The sequence below is a fragment of the Pseudoflavonifractor sp. genome (assembly GCF_050943825.1).
Taxonomy (GTDB): Bacteria; Bacillota; Clostridia; order Oscillospirales; family Oscillospiraceae; genus Pseudoflavonifractor.
The window spans coordinates 1-24,442 of the sequence record NZ_JBMNPX010000010.1; the positions used below are offsets into that span (position 1 = coordinate 1).

Annotated in this window: 18 protein-coding genes; 12 read left to right on the top strand and 6 right to left on the bottom strand. The window is 54.5% G+C overall.

Annotation, left to right across the window (positions count from 1 at the left end; all coding sequences use genetic code 11):
- Positions 1 to 269 (top strand): PfkB family carbohydrate kinase (locus tag ACOX7T_RS09420; protein WP_433442124.1); only part of this gene is annotated, 269 nt, incomplete at its 5' end.
- A gap of 1,367 nt (positions 270 to 1,636) precedes the next feature.
- Here the strand turns inward: ACOX7T_RS09420 and ACOX7T_RS09425 are convergent.
- From ACOX7T_RS09425 to ACOX7T_RS09440, 4 genes are read right to left on the bottom strand one after another with little or no spacing between them, the layout of a single operon-like run.
- A complete protein-coding gene (locus tag ACOX7T_RS09425) occupies positions 1,637 to 1,981 on the bottom strand; it encodes a helix-turn-helix domain-containing protein (RefSeq protein WP_349232622.1) in 345 nt (114 codons plus the stop codon).
- Positions 1,974 to 3,512: an ATP-dependent DNA helicase gene (locus ACOX7T_RS09430; RefSeq protein ID WP_433442127.1), complete on the bottom strand. Its 1,539-nt coding sequence runs from the start codon at positions 3,510 to 3,512 to the stop codon at positions 1,974 to 1,976. Before ACOX7T_RS09430 ends, ACOX7T_RS09425 begins: the two co-directional genes overlap by 8 nt.
- A gap of 2 nt (positions 3,513 to 3,514) precedes the next feature.
- Positions 3,515 to 4,660, bottom strand: a complete 1,146-nt coding sequence (locus ACOX7T_RS09435) for a tyrosine-type recombinase/integrase (RefSeq protein ID WP_433442129.1) — start codon at positions 4,658 to 4,660, stop codon at positions 3,515 to 3,517.
- An 11-nt stretch (positions 4,661 to 4,671) separates the two neighbouring features.
- Positions 4,672 to 4,887: a helix-turn-helix domain-containing protein gene (locus tag ACOX7T_RS09440; RefSeq protein ID WP_242823756.1), complete on the bottom strand. Its 216-nt coding sequence runs from the start codon at positions 4,885 to 4,887 to the stop codon at positions 4,672 to 4,674.
- Between the two features lie 357 nt (positions 4,888 to 5,244).
- On the opposite strand from ACOX7T_RS09440, the gene ACOX7T_RS09445 reads away from it, so the two are divergent.
- Positions 5,245 to 5,433, top strand: a complete 189-nt coding sequence (locus tag ACOX7T_RS09445) for a hypothetical protein (protein WP_006575151.1) — start codon at positions 5,245 to 5,247, stop codon at positions 5,431 to 5,433.
- A gap of 75 nt (positions 5,434 to 5,508) precedes the next feature.
- Here ACOX7T_RS09445 and ACOX7T_RS09450 read toward each other — a convergent pair whose 3' ends face one another.
- Positions 5,509 to 7,134 carry an S-layer homology domain-containing protein gene (locus ACOX7T_RS09450; RefSeq protein WP_433442131.1) on the bottom strand — a complete coding sequence of 542 codons (1,626 nt, stop codon included), beginning with the start codon at positions 7,132 to 7,134 and terminating at the stop codon, positions 5,509 to 5,511.
- Between the two features lie 1,291 nt (positions 7,135 to 8,425).
- Between ACOX7T_RS09450 and ACOX7T_RS09455 the strand changes: the two genes are divergently transcribed.
- The 9 genes from ACOX7T_RS09455 (at position 8,426) to ACOX7T_RS09495 (ending at position 20,346) form a co-directional block, all read left to right on the top strand.
- The gene (locus ACOX7T_RS09455) at positions 8,426 to 9,685 is read left to right on the top strand and encodes an alpha/beta fold hydrolase (RefSeq protein ID WP_433442133.1); all 1,260 of its coding nucleotides are present in this window, start codon (positions 8,426 to 8,428) and stop codon (positions 9,683 to 9,685) included.
- Between the two features lie 13 nt (positions 9,686 to 9,698).
- Entirely contained in the window at positions 9,699 to 11,129 is a 1,431-nt protein-coding gene (locus ACOX7T_RS09460) for a 3-oxoacyl-[acyl-carrier-protein] synthase III C-terminal domain-containing protein (protein ID WP_433442135.1), read from the top strand.
- Between the two features lie 2 nt (positions 11,130 to 11,131).
- Positions 11,132 to 12,316 carry an acetyl-CoA acetyltransferase gene (locus ACOX7T_RS09465; RefSeq protein WP_433442137.1) on the top strand — a complete coding sequence of 395 codons (1,185 nt, stop codon included), beginning with the start codon at positions 11,132 to 11,134 and terminating at the stop codon, positions 12,314 to 12,316.
- Between the two features lie 5 nt (positions 12,317 to 12,321).
- Positions 12,322 to 13,509 carry a CaiB/BaiF CoA transferase family protein gene (locus ACOX7T_RS09470; RefSeq protein ID WP_433442139.1) on the top strand — a complete coding sequence of 396 codons (1,188 nt, stop codon included), beginning with the start codon at positions 12,322 to 12,324 and terminating at the stop codon, positions 13,507 to 13,509.
- 20 nt (positions 13,510 to 13,529) lie between these two features.
- Entirely contained in the window at positions 13,530 to 14,858 is a 1,329-nt protein-coding gene (locus tag ACOX7T_RS09475; RefSeq protein ID WP_433442141.1) for an MFS transporter, read from the top strand.
- Between the two features lie 54 nt (positions 14,859 to 14,912).
- A complete protein-coding gene (locus ACOX7T_RS09480) occupies positions 14,913 to 16,019 on the top strand; it encodes a mandelate racemase/muconate lactonizing enzyme family protein (RefSeq protein WP_433442143.1) in 1,107 nt (368 codons plus the stop codon).
- A gap of 115 nt (positions 16,020 to 16,134) precedes the next feature.
- Positions 16,135 to 17,751 carry a PucR family transcriptional regulator gene (locus ACOX7T_RS09485; RefSeq protein ID WP_433442145.1) on the top strand — a complete coding sequence of 539 codons (1,617 nt, stop codon included), beginning with the start codon at positions 16,135 to 16,137 and terminating at the stop codon, positions 17,749 to 17,751.
- A gap of 25 nt (positions 17,752 to 17,776) precedes the next feature.
- Positions 17,777 to 19,120: a YjiH family protein gene (locus ACOX7T_RS09490; RefSeq protein ID WP_433442147.1), complete on the top strand. Its 1,344-nt coding sequence runs from the start codon at positions 17,777 to 17,779 to the stop codon at positions 19,118 to 19,120.
- A gap of 14 nt (positions 19,121 to 19,134) precedes the next feature.
- Positions 19,135 to 20,346, top strand: a complete 1,212-nt coding sequence (locus tag ACOX7T_RS09495; protein ID WP_433442149.1) for a CaiB/BaiF CoA transferase family protein — start codon at positions 19,135 to 19,137, stop codon at positions 20,344 to 20,346.
- 169 nt (positions 20,347 to 20,515) lie between these two features.
- Here the strand turns inward: ACOX7T_RS09495 and ACOX7T_RS09500 are convergent, their stop codons facing one another.
- Complete coding sequence (locus ACOX7T_RS09500) at positions 20,516 to 22,135, bottom strand: S-layer homology domain-containing protein (protein ID WP_433442151.1); 1,620 nt, start codon at positions 22,133 to 22,135, stop codon at positions 20,516 to 20,518.
- 293 nt (positions 22,136 to 22,428) lie between these two features.
- Here ACOX7T_RS09500 and ACOX7T_RS09505 point away from each other — a divergent pair, with 293 nt between their 5' ends.
- Positions 22,429 to 24,405, top strand: a complete 1,977-nt coding sequence (locus tag ACOX7T_RS09505; protein ID WP_433442153.1) for an S-layer homology domain-containing protein — start codon at positions 22,429 to 22,431, stop codon at positions 24,403 to 24,405.
- Positions 24,406 to 24,442 lie beyond the last annotated feature (37 nt).

A 24,442-nucleotide genomic window follows, 5' to 3' on the forward strand; every position in this document is an offset into this window, starting at 1 on the left:
GCGCCATGCTCTACGATGTGGCCTCCAACGAGTACTGCTTCTCCAAGAAGTACAACCTCCACATCATCGACCGCGTGGGCGGCGGCGACAGCTTCGGCGGCGGCCTCATCTACGCCCTGCTGTCCGGCAAGTCCACCCAGGAGGCTGTGGAGTTCGCCGTGGCGGCCTCCGCGCTCAAGCACTCCATCGAGGGCGACTACAACATGGTCACCCTCCCCGAGGTGGAAAAGCTGGCCGGCGGCGACGGCTCCGGCCGCATCCAGCGTTGAATTCTAGTAGGATATTTTTTCCTTTCATTGGCGGTGGAATCCCGTCTAAGGAAATTATGAAGATACTTCAGCATTTTTATTGTAACAGGGGAGTAGAGACGGTAGACAGAGCTGGCCCGGAGCTTCCGTTGGCCACGCAAATCGTTCAGGAGCAGAGCAGTTGAAAAAAACCAAATCCAGCAACATGGGGAGTATATTCTCTCTTTTCCTGTGGAGGGCCAAAATTAAGGAAAGCTAAGTAAAAAGCTGCCAAGATTGCATCCTTATGGTGCGTCCTGGCAGCTTTTAATAATATCATCTCTGCCTAATCTTGAATGGTCCGATGATGTGTTCTTATGATCTCCTGATTTTTAATATCCAAGTTGGACATTCTGGTCTAGTTAGAAGTTTCATAGGAACTCTAAAAATCGTTTGGTTAGAGCTTCACATACTTGCCGAGAGATTGTGCTTGTCCTTCTTTTTTTGGAGGGGTTTCCACTCGAGTGGTTCCATAAATTTCAGAGCGTGAACAAATTCTCAAAGTGTCTGCCGTGTTTGTGTTAAAGACTGACCCGGCCGCTTTGCCAGTTGCGGGTCAATTTTATGGAATGATGTTTGAAATAGTGAAGATTTAATGGAAAAGCTAAAGGAGCAGAACGGGGAGCTTAAAAAAATAAGCAGTTCCCTACAATTGCTGGCTACAAAGGCAGCAAATAAAATGCACAAAGAAAATAAAAAGAGAAAGTAATATCTAAACAAACCACCGCCTGTTAGTTTCAAAGTTCGGGAATGTGCGTACAGTTACGGGATGACGGAGTATCCTACGGTAATTACTATAGTAGCTTACTTTTGAAAACGACCAACAAGTACACAAAGCTACCTGTAAGCCACAGACCGGTATCCTCGAAGGCCACGGTTGGGCAGATATGAGTAACTTCAAGAGAGCGGACCTGGAAGAGAAGACGAACCTGATGAATCTCTACTCCATAAGACTGGTGATCTGCATAGCCAGAAATCCATTATACTAGGAGAGGCTCGGCTTATCGGTCTGCCTTTTGGCAAGAAGCCCGCCTTCACCTTTACCGAGGTGCTAATCAGATGGACCAGGAAGTCCAGCAGGATGGGGATATTCAGGAAAAACTCCCGTTCTAACTGGAATACCACACTGTATAAAACTACTGGTGGATATTCGTCGAGCAGGAGATCTGCATCGGCGCTGGCCGGCTCCGGCGTTTTGGCATAAACTTCGCATAGACGAAAAAGCTATGACAGTAGCCGTTATAAACGCTGTATTTTATTTTCTATAAACTGCCAGATATCCAAGCTGCCCTGTAGGCAGTGATAAAGGCCGGAGATAGGGAGGAATGCCCGCTATCTCCGGCCTTCTATTAAGAGATTTTGAAATGTCTTACCATGCTTTCTTTTGCTGCCAGGACCAAATCGTATATTACTTGCCGCTCCACAGGGCTGCAGGCATCCAAAAGAAAGGCAAACTCTAGATGAGAGTTCCCAGGCGTCTTGGGATCATTCAACAGTGTGCCCGGCGGAATATCCAGTACCTCCGCGATTCTGAGCAGAGCAGGGAGACTGAGAAGTTTCATGCCGCGTTCGATGTGGCTGATATAGGGCGTGGAGAGCTCTGCCCGTTCTGCCAATGCTGCCTGAGACAGCCCACGCAGCTTCCTCAGATTATGTATCCTGACGCCAATGTTTCGATAGTCTTGCTCACGCATAACGGCACCTCTTCTTCTGTAAATCATTTTTGACACAGCACATCCGGGCCTTGGCCACCAACTGGGATTTGCGGGGCTTTGGTTCCTGCCGGAGGGCTTCTTCCAGAGCGTCTGGGTCTCCAACCAAAACCACATGCTTCCGGGTGCGAGAGATGGCAGTATAGAGTAGGTTCCGCGTCAGCATGACGCCAAAAGATTTGACCAGCGGAAGAATGACCATGTCATATTCAGAACCCTGGGCCTTGTGGACCGTGATGGCGTAGGCCAGACTGAGCCGATCCGAGGGATTCTCTCCAATCCAGCAGGCACGTCGTTGCCCGGGACAGGATATGCCGAACGAGCCTGGCTGAGAAAGAAAGTAGAAGTGCCCTACATCTCCGTTGCAGACCATCTGCTGCCAGTCATTTTCCAACACCATGACCCGGTCACCCTCCCGGAAGCAGGCGTCTGGCCAGTCCGGATTCTGGTTTGCAGGGACGGCGGGATTCAGCATGTCCCGAAGCGCATCATTCAAACTTGATACAGACAGCTTTCCGGAACTGCGGAAAGGGGAGAGGACCTGCGTGGAGCCGCCCATGCGGTAGAGCTTAGCGCCTCCGCAGCACACTGCCTGACAGATGCGCTTCTCGTCAGTCTGTGGGACGAAATAGAAGCTGTTGTCAAAACGCAGATCCGCAAGGCTGCGGCACTCCTGAAAGTGCCGTACATTATGTCCCAGAGCCGCAGCCTGGGCGGACTGCCGGTGGCAGATTGTCAACTGGGTGCAGGGTACACCCAGTGCCAACAAGTCTGTCAGTACATTTCCGGCTCCTACCGAGAGCAGCTGATTGGGGTCCCCGATCAGGACAACATGGGCGAATGGAGAGACCTTGTGCAGGATGCCGGCCAGCATCTCAAGAGTCATCATGCTGGCTTCGTCAATCACCACCAGGCCGGTCAAATCCCAATGCACAGGCCCCAGAAAGTTTTCCTCCGGGCGCAGGCCAAGGGCACCATGTACGGTACGTGCCTGAACGCCAGTGCGCTCGGTCAGGTTGCGGGCAACTTTGCCGGTGGGAGCACAGAGGATACAGGAAGAGAGACGATGAGGTGCCTGGGCGATCAGTCCACGCACCAGGGTGGTTTTGCCGGTTCCGGCACCACCCAAAATAAGAGAAAGCCGGTGGCCGAAAACCATACGGATGGCGGACTGCTGTTCTCCTGTCAGAGTGGTAAGCTCTGTCGACGCAGGCATATCCTGCAACGCACTTTGGAGCTCGTTATTGGATAAAATGTCCGCCAGGAACTGAGCAGCAGCATTTTCATATGCCAGGGTCTTTGCGAGGTAAATCCGGCGCCCTTCTTGGGCAATCCGACCCTCCTTCTGTAAAAATGTCTTATCCGCCCGAAAGGCATCTTCCGAAAGGGAGGGATGCTTCTGCTTACACAGCTGGTACAGTTCCTCTGCGGTGGAGTAGGCGTCTCCGGCCAGCTCAATGTTGTGCAGGACGTTAAGGATATATTGACCGCGCAGTTCTTTTTTCGTTGCCATCTTTATGCCCCCTTCATACGCTTTGCTTCTGCAGGAAGATTCCGACTGCCTCTGTTTGAGCAATTAAGAGTACTGACTGCACGTTCCAGGGTCTCGCTGGAGATATGCAGGTAGCGGTTGGTGGTGGACACGGTGGAATGTCCAACGAGCCGGGCAATTTCCGCCAACGGGACTTGATTGGCCTCCAGATGGGTCACATAGGTGTGACGGCAGCAATGGGGGCCGAGCTTCCTGACGCCGGGGACCCGCTTCAATGCGGCATAATATTTGTTGCGGAAAGTTCCCACGCTATACAGCAAACTCTTCCGGGTGGAGGTCCAGATGTAAGACTTTCCACCATGCGTTCGAAGGTATACTGCATATGGACGGTAGTCCTCGGGAATCGGTACAGTCCGACAACTCCGCTTGCTCTTGGGTGGGCCGATGGTTGGCTTTCCGTCTACCATTTTGATGGCCTTGTTGACACAGATCTCAGAGCCATCCTCAGCGATGTCCTCGGGCCGAAGCGCCAACAATTCCTGTACCCGCAGCCCACTGCCAAGCAGAAGCCTGATACTGTTGCCCAAAAGGTCATTGCGCAGATATTTCTTTAATAAGGCGACTTCCTCGTAAGAAAACGCATCCTTCCCGGTATCCTCTGTACTTTGAGTTCGAATGGCCTTTGCTTTGCGGGCGGGGTTCTTCAAAATCAGTCCATTGTTCTCCGCAGCATCAAAGATCTGAATGAGCATGCTTCTGCATTTGCTGATTTTGGAGAGGGAACACCCCTCCTTCAACAGCTTTGTCATGAAGCTGTTAATATGCTGAGGCTTAATTTCGCTCAGCACCATATGATCGAAAAAGGCCTTCAATAGTTTCAGGGTATACCGATAGCTTGAATAGGTGGAGGGCTGCACCTGAGTCACATAATCCTGGTACCACTGCTCGGCCCACACAGAGAACGACATGGAGCGGCTCAGAGTCGTCAAGCCGGCAGCCGTATCAGCAAGATACCGGCGGATTTTTTGCTGGACCTCACTTTTAGTCGGGGCGGTAAAACTGACGATGTTCCGTTTTCCGTCCGCTCTATACCCGTCCATAATCTGGCCCCGCCAAGTACCGCTTTTTAATTTGCGGAAGCAGCCTTCACCGTTGGAACGCTTGTTCATGTACGGCCTCCTTATGCGGAAGCCATGTGGCGAGCCAGAGCTTCGGGGATGTGGGTGCGAAGCTCGACCCAGGCCAGAAAGGCCGATTTGGGAATCCGGATGCTGCCGCCGATCCGGCATACCGGAAAGTCAGCCCGGTGCGTCAGTTCGTAGGCGGCTGCCTGGCTGATGTTGAGATAGCGCTTGACTTCGCTTACTGTCATGTAGACACATTCCTGTCCGTTCATTTTCGTAACCTCCATTTTGAAGTACGAAAACAAAACAGCGTGCAGGGCAGTTACCTACACGCTGTGGACAGTTTCGTCTGGAACGCAGGCATCTTGTCAGATGAGCCAAAAGAAGATATAATATGCCTGCGGTGCGACATCAGTCGTTGTGTAGGTGGTAAGGCACCTAGCAGGTGCATGGGAGGTGCGAACTCCCATGCACTGCCGCTGTTTTATTTTCTGACAGTATTATAAGATATACGCGCACGTATATCAATGAACATACTTGCCAATAATACGCGCGCGTATATATGCAGCTTGCCATATTTTTGCCAGCAGCCAGCTGTGATATGGTATGGAACATGAGGAGGAGAGACGATGCCTACTTCTGATGCACAGAAAAAAGCAAATGACAAGTGGCGCAGCAAGTTTGAGGAGATTCGGGGCTTTCGGGTTACGCCTGAAAAGAAACAAAAGATGCTGGCATATATAGAGACGACAGGGGAGTCCATGAATACCTTCCTGAACCGGGCCGTAGACGAGGCGATGGAACGCGGCTCAAAATGACGGTGTGATCGGCATATAGTGTAATCAGCAAAAGAAAGGAGCTGCCTCCTGCGGGAGGCAGCTCCTGCTATTTTGTTATCCGGCGTATCGAATCGCGATGTCCATGGTCTCAGTAAGGCCGGTTTCCAAACTGGTGATATATACCGTAACAACAGTATTCTCGGCGGCGGAGTTCATAACATAGAAACCCAGTGTGAGGTAGTCACCGACTGCAAGGTAACGAGTGTCCGTTTCCGATGTGGAAATGGAGTAATACTTCGTGATGCATTCGGGCTTCACATACCCTTGGGCAGTGATGTCACTTTTGGCGATGTTTGCATCGGCATCAGGATAAACGTAGATGTTGCCGATAACATCAAGGCCATTGCTCGTATAGTGGGCAGAATCCTTGCTGGTGAATTTGGTGCCTTTGTCGGTATACCAAACCTGTGCCAGGCGGTAATACTCCGGGCTGGGAGACACGTAGTAGACCGGCTCGTTGTCGGTATCCAGACGGAAATTAGCGGTTTCGTCTTTCGCAGGGCGCCGTTCATAGGAGGTCACGCCTACGGTAAGCAGCATAGGGAAGTTACCATTCTCGTCTCGCACATCATTATAGAACTGAATGGAGGAACTACCGGAGCTCGTAATGGTAATTTCAGCCTTGTATCCATCCAAATTTGCAATAGATACGCTCTCATTGGGGGTTTCCCATTGGCCGGGCTGGGTGTATCCAAACTCTTCAGCATCCAGCGTGAATTTATCCCCAGGATAACCTGTGACCTCAAGGGTGGTGAACCGCACTTCCATAGCAGGGTTGAAAGAAGTAGTCATAATACCGATGATGCCGTTGCCAAGGTCCACATAGACCTGCTGCTCTACCACGTCATCCCCGACAGCCATCTCTGTGCCGGCCGGAATTAACCCTTTGGAACTTTTGCCCGGGCGGACCTGAGTGTCTTTGAATCCAGGCGCAATAGTCTTGAAGGCCTCCTTGACGGAAATGGGTTCATCCTTCACGACAATGCCGCCGGGGAGGGTGAGCTCCGTTCCACTCTGGCCGCTGGAGGAGCTGTCAGAAGAGTTGTCTCCGTTCAGCTTCTGGTCCATGCGCATAAAAACAGTTGCGGCCTCTGCCCGGGTCAGCTCCTTGTTGGGATTAAAATTGCCTGCAGAGTCGCCCGCCATCAGGCCAATGGCCTGCATATACTTGACGCCTTCCAGCGCCCAGGAAGGGATTGCCGCAATATCGTTGAATGCCGCAGAAGTCCCATCCTCTTCGAGGTCTGCGTTGATGCTGTGGAGGTAATTGGAGAGGATAACCGCGATTTGAGCACGTGTCACAACAGAATTGGGGCTGAAGGTATTCGCGCCGGTGCCGGAAACATACCCCTGCTCATAGGCCCAGTCAATGGCATCCGCATACCAGTCAGAGGGCTGCACATCGCTGAAGCTGGCGTCCTTGGCCGAGGATACGTCCGCCTTCGCCACGTTGCTTAAAACCACCACAATCATGCCGCGGGTCATAGGCGTTGAGGGGGAAAAGGTGCCGGCACCGGTGCCGGAAAACATTCCGTGGCTCACGGCGTAGTCCACGGCCTGGGAGTACCAGGCGTCATCGGGCACGTCGGTAAATGCTGCGGCGTGAGCAGCTGTACTGACTGCGGCAATATTGACCGTCATGGCTCCCGCCAGCAAAAGACCGGCAATCTTTCTTTTCATGGATCCTCTCTCCTTGCTTGAAGATGTTTTTGAGGGCCAACCCTCGGGATAACGCAGCAACAATATATGGAAGGTTACAAGCTGCAGAAACGTTTTCCCTTACTGAACATATATCTTACCATACCGGAGATTTGTATGTAAACGCCTTTCGTGGGAACTTCTGTTTTCGAGTGATTTTTGCAAGGAGTCAGCATTTGCTTTATACAGATTTTTACCTGGTGCTTATCCAAACACAAAACCGGCTTCTGGTGCCGCACAACAGCACAATTTAAAATGACGGTATTTTGTGTGTGCTGCTGTGTGGAAACACTGTCATTGGACTTTTGGGAGATGACGGTGTTTTCCTGTTGCTCAACATCAAAAATGACGGAGAAATTACTGTTTTGACATTTTCTGAAGTGACGGGGTTTTAATGCCGGTTGATTTTTTGGAATGACGGCGTTTTGAAGCACTTGGGTAAAGTGGTTCAGGTTCAGAATGACGGCATTTTACTTTTAAACGAATGGAATCTGTTTTTTGAACTGACGGTGTTTTTACGTCTGAGCTTCGGAAACTCCATTTTGAGAATGACGGTATAATTGCCATGAAAAAGCGTCGAAGCCATTGCAGCTGCTGCGTTTTTAAATTTATATCATCTACCGCTGAGACCACTCACAAATTTTTGCGCGAGAGTCACTGGCCTGCCCGTGTTGAATATGTGTTGAACGAGTATAAAATAGTTGGAAATAAAAGAACGACTGAACACCAAATCTTGCGGAAGTAAAAGGAATTCCATACATAACTTCTGATGTTTCTGTAATTTTTGATTTCTTACTTGAATGGCATTCAAGAGGTCAGCGGTTCGATCCCGCTTATCTCCACCAAAAAGGCTTGAAATCGTAAGATTTCAGGCCTTTTTTCTTTTCTTCTGAACAAGCAGGGCAGGAGGCATGCCTGTTCCTCGTCGGAATAGCTGATATAGCGGTCAGCAAAAGTGTCCATGGGGAGGTATCAATAGTTTAGAATAAAAGCTGGTTGAGATTGTTTCCACGCCTGAATTTGACGCGTTGGAACAAGAGATAACATAAGAATGGTACAGGGCGGTGCAGTTTATTTCTGCACCGCCCTGTTTTCAGGTCTCCTACAAAAGTATTAAAGCCGGTCGAAAATTTAACTTCTATGTCGAATAGGCACATAACATACGACATGGTACTATAATGTTGCACAATAAAAAACGCATCACGAGCTGAAAAATAGGCATACTGATGGTTTTGTGAGGCCCAATAACCCATAAAAAAGTGGAGGGATTCAAATGTCGATGATCGAGCGAGCGGAAAAGTTAAAGGATTTTATCAACTGTGCTTATGGTGAAGAGTTTAGAGAGTATTACTACGGCAAGTTCTTCACCGGAAGTATGAGCTTTACGGAAGATGACGAATCCTGCACGATTTACCTTGAGCGGGGCGTGGTGACGAAGGTGGAAACGGGCCTCCCTGAGGGCGGAATTGACATTGGTCTGGCCGGAACCAAAAAGGGCTGGGATATGTGGGCGCCCTGCCGCCGCAGCCTGTCCATTGTGTGCTACCAGATCCGTCAGGGCGGAAACCCGGAGGACTTTAAGACCATCGGCGAGCCCATCCGTTACCGCCAGAACAACAACGCCCTGGCCCAGGCCGGACGGCTCTACTCCTATATCCGCGACGGCGTGACCCCTGGGAGCGATATGCCCAAGCGGGATGAGAGCAAGCCGGTGCCGCCTGACGGAGACGTGGCGATCCGCGGCTTCTATAAGCGCATCAACGGAGTCAAGATCTACTTTGAGACCAACGACGCCCCAGATGACAAGGCCACGCTGCTGTGCCTCCATACCGCAGGCCGTGAGAACCGCCAGTATCACGACATGATGGAGATTTTCAAGGACAAGTACCGGATGTATTCCGTGGACATGCCCGGTCACGGAAAGAGCTGGCCTCTGCCCGGCAACAACGTAATCAATAACTACAAGGAATACGGCAAGTGGATTTGGGACTGTGTGGAGGCCCTGGGCCTGGAGAACCCCATCGTCATTGGCTGCTCCATGGCCGGCGGCATTACCTATCATATTGCCCAGGAGCACCCGGTGCGGGGCATCGTGTGCATGCAGGGCAATGACAACACCGAGGACGGGATGGGCAATGTCCGCGAGATGCTCTTCCATCCCTATGTCTGCCCCCAGCATTCCCATCTGGAATTTACCGAGTCCCTGGTGGGGACCAGAACCAGCCAGGATCGGGTGGACTTCATCAACTGGGGCGCTCTCTGCGAAATCGGCAAAATCAAGCAGGGCGACCTGACCGAGACCGGTACCTTCAACGTGAGCGACAAGATGGACCGCATCACCTGCCCGGTTATGATTATTGAGGGCATCGACGACCAGGCCTACACCGCCGAAATGGCTCAGGCCAGTCTGGACCGGCTTGTTAACTGCAAGAACAAGCGGATGAAGCTCTATGAGGGCTACGGCCACTTCATTGCCGTGGAAAATCCCGAGGCTGTCTGCGAGGCGCTTGACGAATTCATCCAGTCTATCTGATAGGAGTCGAATTATGAGTATTGGAATTACAGGAACAGGCGTATATGTTCCGTACTACTATATAAAAAGAGAGACCATTGGCCGCCAGTGGGATGCCAAGGGCGCCAAGGGAGAGCGGAGCCTGTGCAACGCCGATGAGGACAGCGTGACCATGGCGGCGGAGGCCGCCATCAACTGCCTGGCAGGTCAGGACCGGGAGGCAGTTGACGGACTGTACTTTGCTTCTACCACCGCCCCCTATGCCGAAAAGTCCCACGCTTCCATTCTGGCCAAGGTCTGCGACCTGGCGGATTCCTGCCAGATTGCCGATTTCCTGGCCTCCACAAGAGCAGGCGTAAGCGCGGTAAAGGCGGCTTACAGCGCCGTGAAGGCCGGCATGTGCAAAAATGTGCTGGTGACCAGCGCAGATCAGCGAAACGGCTATCCCAAGTCCCAGCTGGAGCAGATGTTCGGCGATGCCGGTGCCGCCCTGATGGTGGGCACCCAGGATGTGGTGGCGTCCATCGAGGCGTTTGAGACGGTGAACGTGGAAATTCACGACGCCTGGAGAAACATCAAGGACGACTATGTGCGCACCGGTGAGAGCCGCTTTGTCAAGAGCAAGGGGTACACCTACGCCCTTGTGCGGGCCCTGAAGCAGCTGATGGCGTCTCAGTCCCTTACGCCGGATGATGTGACCAAGCTGATTTTGCCCTCCACTTCCGCCAAGGACCACCTGGGTGTGGCCAAGGCCCTGGGTATCAGCCCGGAGAAGGTACAGGACCCCCTGCTGACGAACATCGGCGATTGCGGAACCGCCCAGCCCCTGCTGCTTTTGGCGGCGGCGCTGGACGAGGCCAAGCCCGGCGACCTGATTCTCTGGTCCGCTTACGGCAGCGGAGCCGAGGCAGTTTTGCTGAAGGTGACGGAGCATGTGGAACATCTGCGGAACAAGGGCTTGATTCACAAGTATCTGTCCACCCGCCACGAGCTGACCGGTTATCCTCGTTTCCTGTCCTTCCGTGGACTTATCGAGGCTGAGCCCGGTGAGCCCTATAAGATCAACCCTTCCGGTTCCCTCTACTGGCGTGAGCAGAACTGCATTCTTTCTCTCCACGGCAGCAAGTGCAAAAAGTGCGGTCAGATTATGTTCCCCATCAACAGGGTCTGTTACAGCTGCCACTCCAAGGACGAGTATGAAGAGGTCCGGCTCTATGAGCGGGAGTTCAAGCTGTTTACCTATTCCATTGACCGGCTGGCGGGACGCAGCGACGATCCCATGATTGGCCAGGCAGTAGCCGAGGACAGCCAGGGGACCAGAATCTACATGCTGATCACCGACTTCCAGGAGAGCGACATCAAAGTCGGCATGAACCTGGAGTTCAGCTTCCGTAAGATGCACAATCTTGGCGATTTCGTAAACTATTACTGGAAGCTCAGACCCGTGCGCAGAGGGGAGGAATAAGGGTGTCTATCAAGGATAAGGTTGCAATTGTGGGAATGGGCTGTTCCAAATTCGGAGAACGATGGGACTGCGGCATTTCGGATCTGATTATTGAATCCGCTTACGAGGCGTTTGAGGATGCCCATGTAAAGCCAGAGGACATTCAGGCTGTGTTTTTCAGCGAGGGCAACCAGCCAAACGGCGGAACGGGCGCAACTCCTGTGGCGGACACGCTCAAGCTCTCCGGCATCCCCATGATGCGCAACGAGAGCTTCTGTACCTCCGGACATGTGGCGCTGATCCAGGCGGCCATGGCCATTGCCAGCGGCGAGTACGACGTTGTCATGGCCATCGGCGTGGAGAAGCTGAAGGATACCGGTTATGGCGGCCTGGGCGTGGGCCGCGGCTGGAATCCCGTGTATGAGGCCAGAAGAACGGGCCCCGGCTCCTTTGCCATGATTGCCTCCAGATATTTTGCCAAGTACGGCCTCAGCCCCGAGGAGGGAAAGCGGCTTATCGCCAAAATCGCGGTGAAGAATCACCACAACGGTATGCTCTCACCCAAGGCACATTTCCACAAGGAACTGACTGTGGATGACGTCATGAAGGCGCCCATCATCGCCTACCCGCTGGGCCTCTTTGACTGCTGCGGCAACAGCGACGGCTCCGCCTGCGCCATTCTCACCCGGGCGGACATGGCGGCCAAGTACACCGACAAGCCCATCTATATCAAGGGCTACGGCATGGCGGTAGACTCCACGCTGAGCCAGAGCCGCCCCAATTTTGAGTGGACAGGCTTTGACGCCCTGAAGGACTCCTCCCGTCAGGCCTACAAGATGGCCGGCATTACGAATCCCAGGGAGCAGATCGATCTGGCCGAGGTCCACGACTGCTTTACCTGCACCGAGATGATTATCTATGAGGACTTCGGCTTCAGCCAGCCAGGGCATGCGGCGGAGGACATTGAGTCTGGCTTTTTCGAGCGGGACGGCGGTCTGCCTGTAAATGTGGACGGCGGCCTGAAGTGCTTTGGCCACCCTGTGGGCGCCAGCGGAATCCGGATGACGTATGAAATTTTCAAGCAGCTCCAGGGGCGCGTGGACAACCCCGCCCGTCAGATTAAGGACTGCAAGATTGGACTCTCCCACACCTTCGGCGGTTCTCCTCAGGTGAGCGCCGTGCTGATTGCGGGAAATGAACTGGGGTGAGCGGTATGAGTGAAAAAGCACTGGAAGGAATTAAGGTTCTGGATATGAGCCGGGTCCTGGCCGGCCCCCACTGCGCCGCCATACTGGCCGATCTGGGCGCGGAGGTGCTCAAAATTGAGGAACCCGGCATGGGCGATGAGGCCAGATTCCTCAGGCCCTTCTCCAACGGTGAGAGCGCCTATTACATGAACTTCAACCGGGGCAAAAAGGGAATTACCCTGAACCTGAAGAGCGGAAAGGATATTTTCCTCCAGCTGGTGAAGGACGCGGACATTCTGGTGGAGAACTTCCGGCCGGGCGTCATGGCCAGACTGGGCCTGGACTACGAGACCTTGTCCAAGCTCAATCCGGGGCTCATCTATGTGGCCATTTCCGGCTACGGCCAGAGCGGCAGCAACAGCCAGCTGCCCGGCTACGACCCCATCGCCCAGGCCATGAGCGGCATTTGCAGCGTGACCGGCTGGCCTGATGCCGAGCCCGCCAGGTGCGGCGCGCCCGTGGCCGACGTGCTGGCAGGCATCAACGGCGCGGTGGGCGCTCTGGCGGCGCTGAACTACCGCAACCGCACCGGCAAGGGCCAGATGATTGATGTCTCACTGGTGGATGTCTCGGTCAGCGCGCTGGCCAGCCTGAACCAGGTCTACCTGTCCGAGGGCCGGGTGCCGTCCCGTCAGGGCAACGGCACGGAGGCCGCGGCGCCTGGCGGCAGCTGCCACGCCAAAGACGGCACGGTGATTTTTGCCGCCGGAAACGACAGGCTGTGGCCCAAGCTGGCCGCGCTGATGGGCCGGCCAGAGCTGGCGGAGGACGAGCGGTTCAGCAAAAACGCCCAGCGGGTAAAGCACCGCCGGGAGCTGGAGGAGATCATTGACCAGTGGGCCGGCCAGCTTACGGCCGATGAGGTTGTGGCCCAGATGCGCAGTGTTAAAATTCCGGCCGGGCCTGTCTACACCATTGACCAGGTCGTAAATGATGCGTGCATTGCCAAAGAGCGCAATATGTTTGTCACCATCCAGCATCCTGCGGCGGGTGAGGTGCGCATCACCAACAATCCCCTCAAGATGTCTCTGACGCCTCCCCAGGTGCAGGGCAGCTCGCCCACGCTGGGGCAGGACAACGAGAGCGTTTACGGCGGGATACTTCACATGGACAGCGCGCAGATCCGGGCGCTGAGAGAGGAAAAAATCATTTAAGGCGAAGAGAGGCGAGGTAAATGAAAAAAGCGAAAAAAGGCTTTCTCGGCTGGTACATGGTCATTCTGGCCAGCCTGATCACCACCTTCTCCGGCAACTTCGGCAGCAACGCCCAGGGCGTGGCCAACACACTGATGATGACGAGCCCGGAAAACACCGTAACCCAGGTGGCGTATGGACTCTCATGGACCATTACCCAGATTGTGGCCGCGTTGGGCGGCCTGCTGATGGGCTCCTTCGTTGACAGATTCGGCGCAAAGAAAATGTTTATTGTGGGCAGCCTTCTGTCCATTCTCTCCGGCTTTGTGCTGGTGCAGTTCCAGGCGGGCAGCTCCCTGATGTTCCTGTTCAACTACGGCTTTGTGGTGGCGCTGAGCTACCAGTGCGTGTCCTTCGTGACCACCCAGTCGGTTGTCAGCAACTGGCTCCAGAAGCGCAGAGGCACCGGCGGCGCCATCGTCAACACCGGAACCGTTATCGCCGGTATTATTACCGCACCTATCGTGACCTGGCTCATCAACTCCGTCGGCAACGGCAACTGGAAGTATGGCTACTACTACTTCGGCGCTGCCAGCATTATCGGCCTGATTCTCTCCTTCTTCATCATTAACAAGCCTTCCGATGTGGGGCAGTATCCCGACGGCGTGGAGCCTGGCCGGGATGCCGGAGACACGCCGAAGAAAGGACAGGCGGCAGCGGCCGTAAGCAGGGTGTTCAAAAATGTGCTGCCTGAAAATCACTACACCTTTAAGCAGGCGCTGCGCTCTCCTCTCCTGTGGGCCCTGATTGTCCTCCATGCGTGCTCCCTCTGCCTGTCCAACTATATCATGAACCCCGGCTCCCTGCTCTTTGTCCAGGCCGGCTTTGCCATGGAGACTGTGTCTACGGTGCTCTCCATCCGCCAGGTGATCCGCCTTCTGTTCCTGGCGTTCCTGATGCGTTACCTGGACAAGATTGAACCCGTTAAGCTCCTTACCTTTACCTGTGCCCTGGCCGGTGTGTGCTACCTGGTCTCCGCCAACCCCACCAGCTACTGGCAGATTCTGGTGTTTTACGCCGGCGGCAGCATTGTGATGTCCGCCCAGATGGCAATTCCCGGCGTCATGCTGGCGAATATCTTCGGCACGACCAACTTCGGCAAGATTTACGGCGCGTATTTGATGGTGGCCACCCTGATTTCTTCCGTCTCTCCCACCATCAGCGGAACGATTGCCCAGAATACCGGATCTTATGTCATGGCAAACTACCTGTGGGCTTCCATAGCTGTGGTTGCTCTGGTGGCCGGCCTTGTGAGCATCCGGCTCTTTAAGAAGGAGACCGGAAAGATTCTGGCTGTTACCGGGAAGTAAAGAAAAACAGGCCATAGAAAGGGTCTGACTGGTTTGTATCAGGAGGAATGACAAATGAGGATTATCGGCGTTGAAGCAATCCCTGTCAACATCCCCTTTGCCGGGACGATCAACTGGAAATCCGGCCATATGGCCGGCGCGGACAACGTAGTTGTGAAAATCACCGCAGAGGACGGTACTTACGGCGTTGGAGAGGCCACTCCCCGCATCGGAATCTACGGAGAAACGCAGCAGTCCATCTACTACGTCATCAAAGATGTCCTCGCGCCCATGCTGATCGGGGAGGACTCCTTCAATCTGCAGAAGCTCTGGGACAAAATGAGCTTTGCCGTCTGGAATCCCACGGCAAAGGGCGCCATCGACATTGCGCTCTACGACCTGAACGGGCGTCTGTGCGGTCTGCCCATCTGCAAGATGCTGGGTGGTCCGTACAGAACGGAAGTCCCCCTGTCCTGGACCATGGCCGGCACCTACGGCAGTTATCAGGACCAGGTGGATGAGGTGGTGCGCAAGACCGCGGAGGGATACAGGAGCTTCAAAATCAAGACGGGCAACGGCGACGTGGACGAGGACATCCGCCTGCTCAAGGAGATGAAGGCCAACTGCCCCGAGGGCACCACTCTCTATATTGACGTCAATATGGCCTATACCCGTGAGGAGGCCTTCAAGGTACTGCGGGCGCTGGAGGGGGTTATTTCCTGCGCGGAGGAGCCGCTGCCCAGCACGGACAACGAGGGCCGCGCGGCCCTGGCCAAAGCCACGTCCGTCCCCATTCTCAGCGATGAGAGCACCATCACCGTCAATGACGTCTACCGGCAGATCCAGCTGGGCGCCATCAGCCGTGTGGGCATCAAGCTGCCCCGGACCGGTTTCTTCCTCTCCACCAAGATTGTGCACCTGGCGGAAAGCGCAAACCTGCCCTGCCAGATCAGCACCCAGCTGGAGAGCGATCTGGGTACCGCCAACTGCGTGCAGCTTGCAGCCGCCTTCAAACAGATATCCCTGCCCTGTGAGATCGCATTCTATGACGAGAACTTCAGTGCGTCTCTCATCAAGAAGCCTCTGGTTATTCAAAACGGCTGCCTGCCGCTCCCCGATGGGCCGGGCAGCGGCGTAGAGATTGACTGGGACAGCGTGGACAAATATCGGGTAAAAATCTGAGCGCCGCCTCTGCCCAGTCCCCCGGGCTGTCTGACAGCCCGGGGGCGGCGGCTTGTTTTTGCACGGGGGTTGTGCTATCTTCTTTTTACTTATTTGTTTGAAAGGAGTGCACTCTGTGGGAATTTCTGCTTTGCGGCTCAAGGAGCTGTTTGAGGACAGGCTTTCTCTTCGCCTGAAGGCCGGAGAGGCAGGCATGGGGCGCGTGGTGGAGAAGCTTGCCGTCATGGAGACGGAGGACTTTTATCTGGGAGCAGAGCCGCGGGGGATGTTTGTGCTGACAACCCTCTCTTTTGTGCAGAAGGACGGGGCCGGGATGGAAGCAGTCATAGGCTTGATACGGGCAGGTGTATCCGTCCTCGGGGTAAAAATCAACCGGTACTTCAACGAAATCCCCCGTGATATTGTTGACGTGGCAGACCAGTACGGGATTCCGCTGTTTGAAATTGGATCCGATATACACTTCAGCAATGTCATCCGGCTGATTACCGAGGAAATTGTTATGGAGTCCGCCGGAGGCAAAGACGAGACAGCGAGCAGGCATGCACAGCTTCTGCGGAAGTATATGAATGATGAGCCATTGGAAGCAATTCTCGGCTCTCTGGGGGAAATGATAGGCGCGTCCTGCTTCTTCATTGATGTCCAGAGCCGTATTCTGGCCAGCTATCAATTTCCGCAGCGCGCTTCAAACCGGAACATTTCCCTTCTTGGGAATAAGCTGCTGAAAAAAAGCCTGAACTATGGCAGAAAAAAGCACTGCTTTTATGACGAAAAGGATGCTGTGTTTCTCTGCCAGGCAGGTGAAACTCTTTTGGGTGTGCTGGTCATTATGGATCAGGGGCAGCTGCCCAGGGAGTGCGAAGAGGTGGTTTGGCAGGCGCTGTCATATATAGTGGTGCGGGTATGTGAGCAGCGGATCACAGAGCGCCAGAGCGCGATGGATCAAGGCAGCGGCCTGTTGGATCAGGTGCTTTTTCAGCAGCAGCGGGAGGGCGCGGTCATCCGAAATCACCTGAAAAACGGTGGATTTGAGCTACTGGACCGGTATACGTTCATTGTTGTGGCGCGAAGGGAGACTGGCGGCGGTGAGGTAAGCTCCGCACCTATGGAATACTGTGGGGCGCAGCTCAGGAACTGCTTTGAGCGGTGCATTATAAAGTGGGATAGTCACGGCATAAAGTGCTTGATCACCTTTCCGAAAGACAGTTCCATGGCCCAAAGCGGAGTGCTGGCAGACCGGATGATCGCATTCAGGAACCAATATCTCTCGTCGGACGAGCACTTTTTTGACATTGGATTGAGCCTGGTACAGGAGGATCCCTGTGAGATAACAAGGAGCTTTCTTCAGGCCCAGGCCGCAATTGAGCACGGAAGAATATACAGGCCAGAAAAGCATATTTACGACTATGCGGCATTTTTGGTCCAGGGTCTCCTCCATCAGGCGCAGGGTACCCAGGAGTACAACTGGCTCTGTCAGAATGTTGTGGAGCCGATCAGCGAGCGGGACCGTCTATATGAGAGCGGACTGTGGGAGACCCTTGATGTGCTTTTCCGCGTACGCTCCCTGAAGGTGGCCGCCAACGACCTGCATATTCATATCAGTACGCTCAGGTATCGCCTGCAAAAGGTAAAAGACGTTACGGGGCTTGATTTCCTTACGGCATACGGGAATTATGTGCTCCATACGGCCTATTTAATATGGATGGAGAACAATATCCGATATGGAAGCGAGTGACCCGCAACTGCCATGGAGGAGTTTTATGGTAGGCAATCAGAGAGAACTGAAGGACTACAAAGTATGGACAAAAGCAAAATTTTGGCTGTTCAGCTGCATAGGTATTCTAATCTTTGTTGTTCCGATTTCCATTGACGGCGTAAGCCAGATTGGCCTTGTCCACATTGGCAACCGGATTACGGCATTGCTGGGTTCCGCCGCAGACTATATTATCTATGCATTTGCTGTATGGGGCGTAATTTTAATCTTCAAAGAACGCAAAAAGAGGTTTAAAGGGTTTTTCAATATCCTGATGAGCGCACTCTCTCTGCTGGGCATTGTGTGCATGACTCTGTATATCTTTGGAGCCGCCCCGGACTTCCTTGCGGACGAGCGGTTTATGCCATTCATTATGGACCAGGTACTCTATCCCACCCTGCTTTATACCGGGATTTCACCCTTGTTTATGCCGTTTTTGCTTAACTCCGGCCTGCTGGAATTTGTAGGTGTTGCGCTTCGCCCCCTGCTCCGTCCGGTCTTCAAGCTGCCGGGCAGAGCGGCGGTTATCACAGTTTCCGCCTTTTTCGGCTCTGCACCGGTCGGAATCGTGGTGGTGGACAACCTCTATAAAGACGGACGCTTTACCTATAAGGAGGCGTTTCTGATGGGAACCGGATTTGCCACCACAGCCATCTCCTTTATGGTAATTCTCAGCGATCTGGGCGGAATCTCGGACTACTGGGGACTGTATCTCTTTGCGTGCCTTCTGGGTCTGGCCGTAATTGCAATTCTGCAGGTGCGCATTTATCCCACCAGTAAAATACCTGAGAGCACCTACAACGGTATGGAATATGTACAGGAGACGGAGGGGAAGAAGGGCGGAATACTCATCAAGAGAATGCTGTTGGCGGGATATGAACGGGCGGAATCTATGGAGCATTTGGGGAAAGAGTGCCTTGGAATGCTGAAGACCTCCGGCAAGCTGCTGGGCAATATTATGGCCAGCACCTGCGGCATGGTAGTGGTGGGACTGGTGCTGAATTACTACACTCCGCTGCTGGACATTCTGGGGTATTTGTTTTATCCATTTGCCCTCCTGGCTGGGCTGGCAGACCCTCTGACAGTGGGGAAAGGAGCCGCCTCGGCGCTTCTCGTGCCCTCTCTTCCGGCGGTATATGCAGGAACAGCAGGAGCTCTGGCCTCCAAGGTGGTTCTGTGCGCAATGCCGGTTCTGGGCATTATCAGCATTCCGCTGACCATGCCGGTATTTTTCAACTCTGCGGTGAAATATACCGCAAAAGACCTGTTTATTGTCTACGTGGAGCGCATGATTCTTACCATTTTGATTGTTGCGGTCATTGTCCACGGATATGTATGGCTCTTTATGTGAGAGGCGGTGGCAAGATGAAAGACATTTTACCGGACGTCCCCAGAGGGGCGCTGGAGGGGCTTAATGTTTTGGATTTGGGGCGCATGGTGGCCGCCCCTTACTGTGCCATGATGCTTGCCAATCTGGGCGCCCATGTTATTAAAATTGAGGAGCCCGGAGGAGGAGATATTTCCCGGGAAAGCATGCCCAAAAAGGACGGAGAGAGCACATACTATATCAATTATAACTGCAGTAAGTATAGCCTGACGCTAAACCTGAAGCATGAAGAGGGAAAGCGTATTCTTGCAAAGCTGATAGAAAAAGCTGACGTCCTGGTAGAAAATTTTCGGCCCGGCGTAATGAAGCGGCTGGGTTTTTCTTATGAAGCGGCTGCAAAAATAAATCCAGGTCTCATTTACGTCTCCATATCCGGCTATGGACAGTCCGGACAACTGGCGGATCGGGCTGCCTTTGATCCGATTGCTCAGGCCATGAGCGGAATAACCAGCATTACCGGAGAGCCCGATGGGGAGCCCGTCAGGTGCGGCGCATCTATTGCAGACGTGCTTGCTGGACAGAACGCAGCTTTTGCCGTTCTCGCAGCACTGAGATACCGGGAGCAATGCGGAAAAGGTCAATGGATTGACATCGCGCTGGCGGATTCGTGCATTTCCGCTATGACCGGTATAAATCAGATCTATCTGACCGAAGGGCGGATTCCCGGACCTTTGGGCAACGGTTTTGCGGCCAACGCGCCAGGAAACGCATACCACTGCAAAGATGGGAAGATTATGCTGCTGGCAGGACGAAACAGCGAGTGGGAACGGCTGGCCAAGGTGCTGGGCTGTCCTCAGTGGCTGGAGCGGGAGGAATTTTCCGATGTGGCCGCCAGAACCAGAAACAGAGACTTGCTTGACCGCACCATCGACCAGGAGACGCGAAAGTATACTGTGGAGGAACTGCTGTCTAAGTTCCTTGACGCGAGGCTGCCTGCAGGAGAGATCTATAATGTAAAGCAGGTGGTAGAGCACCCTCACTTCAACAAGGAACGAAATATGTTTGTGGACGTGGAACATCCCAGGCTGGGCAGCCTGAAGGTCACCAATCTGCCCATACATATGTCGGAGACCCCACCTAAAATGTACAAGTGTGCGCCCTGTTTGGGAGAGGACACCGATAAAATTTTAGCTCAGTTGGGCTATGATACGGAGGAAATCTCCACATTGCGCAGAGACCATGTGATTTAAAGATGTATGTCTCCCCGAGTATGGGGTAATAGGGGGGCATTAAAACCGTTTTCATATCCCCTGTCCTGCATCTTAGCGATATCGGAGGGGGAAAACCGTATATATCATCTTGTCCGGTACGAAGATAGACAAGGAGCTGCCTCTTGTGGGAGGCAGCTCCTTTCTTTCGTTATCCAGCGTATCGAATTGCGATATCCATGGTCTCGGTAAGGCCGGCTTCCAAACTGGTGATATATACCGTAACAACAGTATTCTCAGCAGCGGAGTTCATAACATAGAAACCCAGCGTGAGGTAGTCACCGACTGCAAGGTAACGAGTGTCCGTTTCCGATGTAGAAATCAAGTAATACTTCGTGATGCATTCCGGCTTTACATACCCTTGGGCAGTGATATCGCTTTTGGCGATGTTTGCATCGGCATCAGGATAGACGTAGATGTTGCCGATAACGTCAAGGCCATTGCTCGTATAGTGGGCAGAATCCTTGCTGGTGAATTTGGTGCCTTTGTCGGTATACCAAACCTGTGCCAGGCGGTAATACTCCGGGCTGGGAGACACGTAGTAGACTGGCTCGTTGTCGGTATCCAGACGGAAATTAGCGGTTTCGCCTTCGGCAGGGCGCCGCTCAAAGACCCTGATCTGCACGGAAAAAATCATTTCGCTATCAGCATCGGTGCTGTTGTCATAGACCACAGCAGCACCGCCGGATTTCTTGGCGGTGATGTTGGCACGGTGATCATCGATATTAGTGACAGCCGCAATATCGCTCTGGAAAGATTTCCACTTTCCAATTTTAACAAAGCCGCAGTCCTCAGAGTTCAGCGAAAATGTATCACCGGGGAACAAATTGATTTCCAGAGTGGTGCTGCGCACAGTCATCTTGGGGTTGAATGTGGTGGTCATCACACCGATGATACCGTTGCCCAGGTCCACATAGACCTGCTGCTCTACCACGTCATCCCCGACAGCCATCTCCGTGCCGGCCGGAATTAACCCTTTGGAACTTTTGCCCGGGCGGACCTGAGTATCATTGACGCCGGGAGCAATCGTTTCGAACGCCTCCTTGACGGAAATGGGTTCATCCTTCACGACAATGCCGCCGGGGAGGGTAAGCTCCGTTCCACTCTGGCCGCTGGAGGAGCTGTCAGAAGAATCGCCTCCGTTCAGCTTCTGGTCCATGCGCATAAAAACAGTTGCCGCCTCTGCTCGGGTCAGCTCCTTGTTGGGATTAAAATTGCCTGCAGAGTCGCCCGCCATCAGGCCAATGGCCTGCATATACTTGACGCCTTCCAGCGCCCAGGAAGGGATTGCCGCAATATCATTGAATGCCGCAGAATTCCCATCCTCTTCGAGGTCTGCGTTGATGCTGTGGAGGTAATTGGAGAGGATAACCGCGATTTGAGCACGAGTCACAACAGAATTGGGGCTGAAGGTATTCGCGCCGGTGCCGGAAACATACCCCTGCTCATAGGCCCAGTCAATGGCGTCCGCATACCAGTCAGAGGGCTGCACATCGCTGAAGCTGGCGTCCTTGGCCGAGGATACGTCCGCCTTCGCCACGTTGCTTAAAACCACCACAATCATGCCGCGGGTCATAGGCGTTGAGGGCGAGAAGGTGCCGGCCCCGGTGCCCGAAAACATTCCGTGGCTCACGGCGTAGTCCACGGCCTGGGAGTACCAGGCGTCATCGGGCACGTCGGTAAATGCTGCGGCGTGAGCGGCTGTACTGGCTGCGGCAATATTGACCGTCATGGCTCCCGCCAGCAAAAGACTGGCAATCTTTCTTTTCATGAATCCTCTCTCCTTACTTGAAAATGTTTTTGAGGGCCCGCCCTCGGGATAACGCAGCAACAATATACGGAAGGTTACAAGCTGCAGAAACGTTTTCCCTTGCTGAACATATATCTTACCACACTGGGGATTTGTATGTAAATGCCTTTCAGAGAGCAGCTTTTTGCTGCAGCAGCCCTCTGAGTCTGTATTGCAGCAATTTTACATGTTTGATATACTGTAAGTGCAAAAAACAAGAGATTTGATGCCATCTGTTGACGCTGGATACCAATAGAGTGACGGGGGGTTATACGATGAAACGCTGTATCGCCTGCTTTCTGTGTCTGCTGCTCTGCATCGCGGCCTTGCCTGTAACGGCAGCGGGGGCGTCCGCGCCGTCCGCCTGGGCGGAAGCTGAGGTAAAGGAGGCCATATCCATCGGCTTTGTGCCGGAGGAGCTCCAGTCGAACTACCAGCAGGACATCACCCGGGAGGAGTTTGCCCAGCTGGCTGTCCGGCTGTGTATGGCACAGCTTCGCTATGTGGGGAGCCCGGAGCAGTTTCTGGAGGACTACCGGCGCTACTATCGGGATAAGGAGGGAAATCCGGCCGGTGCTGTCCCGACAGAGTTCTCCGACGCCGCGCCCTGGGGGACCGCGGCCTCTGCCCTGGGGATTGTCCAGGGGCGGGGAGACGGCACCTTTGACCCGGATGGGCTCATCACCCGTCAGGAGGCGGCGGCCATGGTGGCACGCACCTACCTGGCCTATTCCGGTCAGACCGCTCTGACGGAACCCGGCAGCGGTCCGGCCTATGGGGATGCAGATCAGTTCCCCGACTGGGCGGCGGAAGCCATCGGCTGGCTGAGGTATCAGGCCGTCATGGAAGGGGACAACTACGGAAATTTCCTGCCCCAGAGCCATCTGACCCGGGAACAGGCCATCCTCATCTTCCTGCGGCTGGCAAGGGAGGTGTACACCCGGGAAATCGGGCTGGTGCCCTATGAAGAGGAGCTGGAGCGCATCCTGTTTCCGGCAGAGGGCGATTTCAGCCTGACGAAGATGGTGGAGAGCGAAAGTGCCGCGGCTATACAGGGGATAGAGGCGGACGGCACAGCCGTGCTCTGGGTGGTGTACCGGACCGGCGGACGGACCGAGCTGTACGGCAGGCTGGAGAAAGAAATTCCGGGTATCACCGCGGTGGATATCCTGTCTCTGGATGACCAGGGCCTTGCGCTGGGCGCAGCTGGGGAGCTGGGGATGTATGTCCGCTGGTTTTCCCTGTGGGGCAGCATCTACACCTCCATGACGCAGGTCCTGAACCCGCAGCCTGCTCTGGACGGCATGGCCGTCACGGGCTTTGACGGGACCTATGTGTTTGCGTCGGAGGCGGACGGCATGGCCGTCTATGACCTGACGGGGCGGCGGATCTTCTCCGCTCCGCCGGGGACGGTGACCTGGCAGAAGGAGGGCGGCGTGTTCCGCCACGAGGGCGCCGGCGGCGTCATGTACTATACGGCGGAGGGGCAGCCCTTCCGCCAGACGCCCTGGGCCGCAGGAACCGATTTCTGTATCGGTCAGGCCGCCGTACAGGAGGAGGCGGGCGGCCCCATCACGGTGCTCAACACCCTCGGTGAGACCCTCAATACCCTGGACAGCTTTGGCGGTACCATCGCGGACTGTTCCATGGGGTGTGGCTGGCTGCTGTTGGCCAAGGACGGCCGCCATTACCTCCTCAGCATAGGTGACGGCAGCCTGTTCGGCGGGGAATACCTGGATGTGGGGCCCTTTGTGGGCACCCATGCGGCGGTGCGCACCAAGGATGGCTGGGGATTTATCGACCAGTTCTTCCAGAATACCATCTCGTGCCAGTATCAGGCGGTGTATCCGTTCAACCATATTCAGGCAGTGGTGCAGCAGTCCGACGGGACCTTTACCACGGTGGATGCCCACGGGAAGGGCGGCACCATAGGCTCCGGCTGGACGGCGCTTACACCGCTTACCATCCAGGGGTATGCCCTGGGTGTCCGGACAGGAGAGGACGGGACGGCCCAGACCATGCTGATATCCTTGGTGGCTCCACCGGCGCCTCTGCCGGGGGAGCGGTCGGAATACGCACTGTACGGCGCCACAGCGGTGCGCACAGCGGGCGGAGAAGTCAGCCTCTTCGGCAAGGGCGGCGCCCAGGTGTTTCCGGAGCTGGACCTGGAAGGGGCATGGGGTACGGCGGACAGCGCCGCGGTGCTGCTGAAGACAGACGGGCGGTATTACCTCTACAACCCGCCCAGATAACAGAAAAACGGGCTGGATTCCGGAGTATCCGGAATCC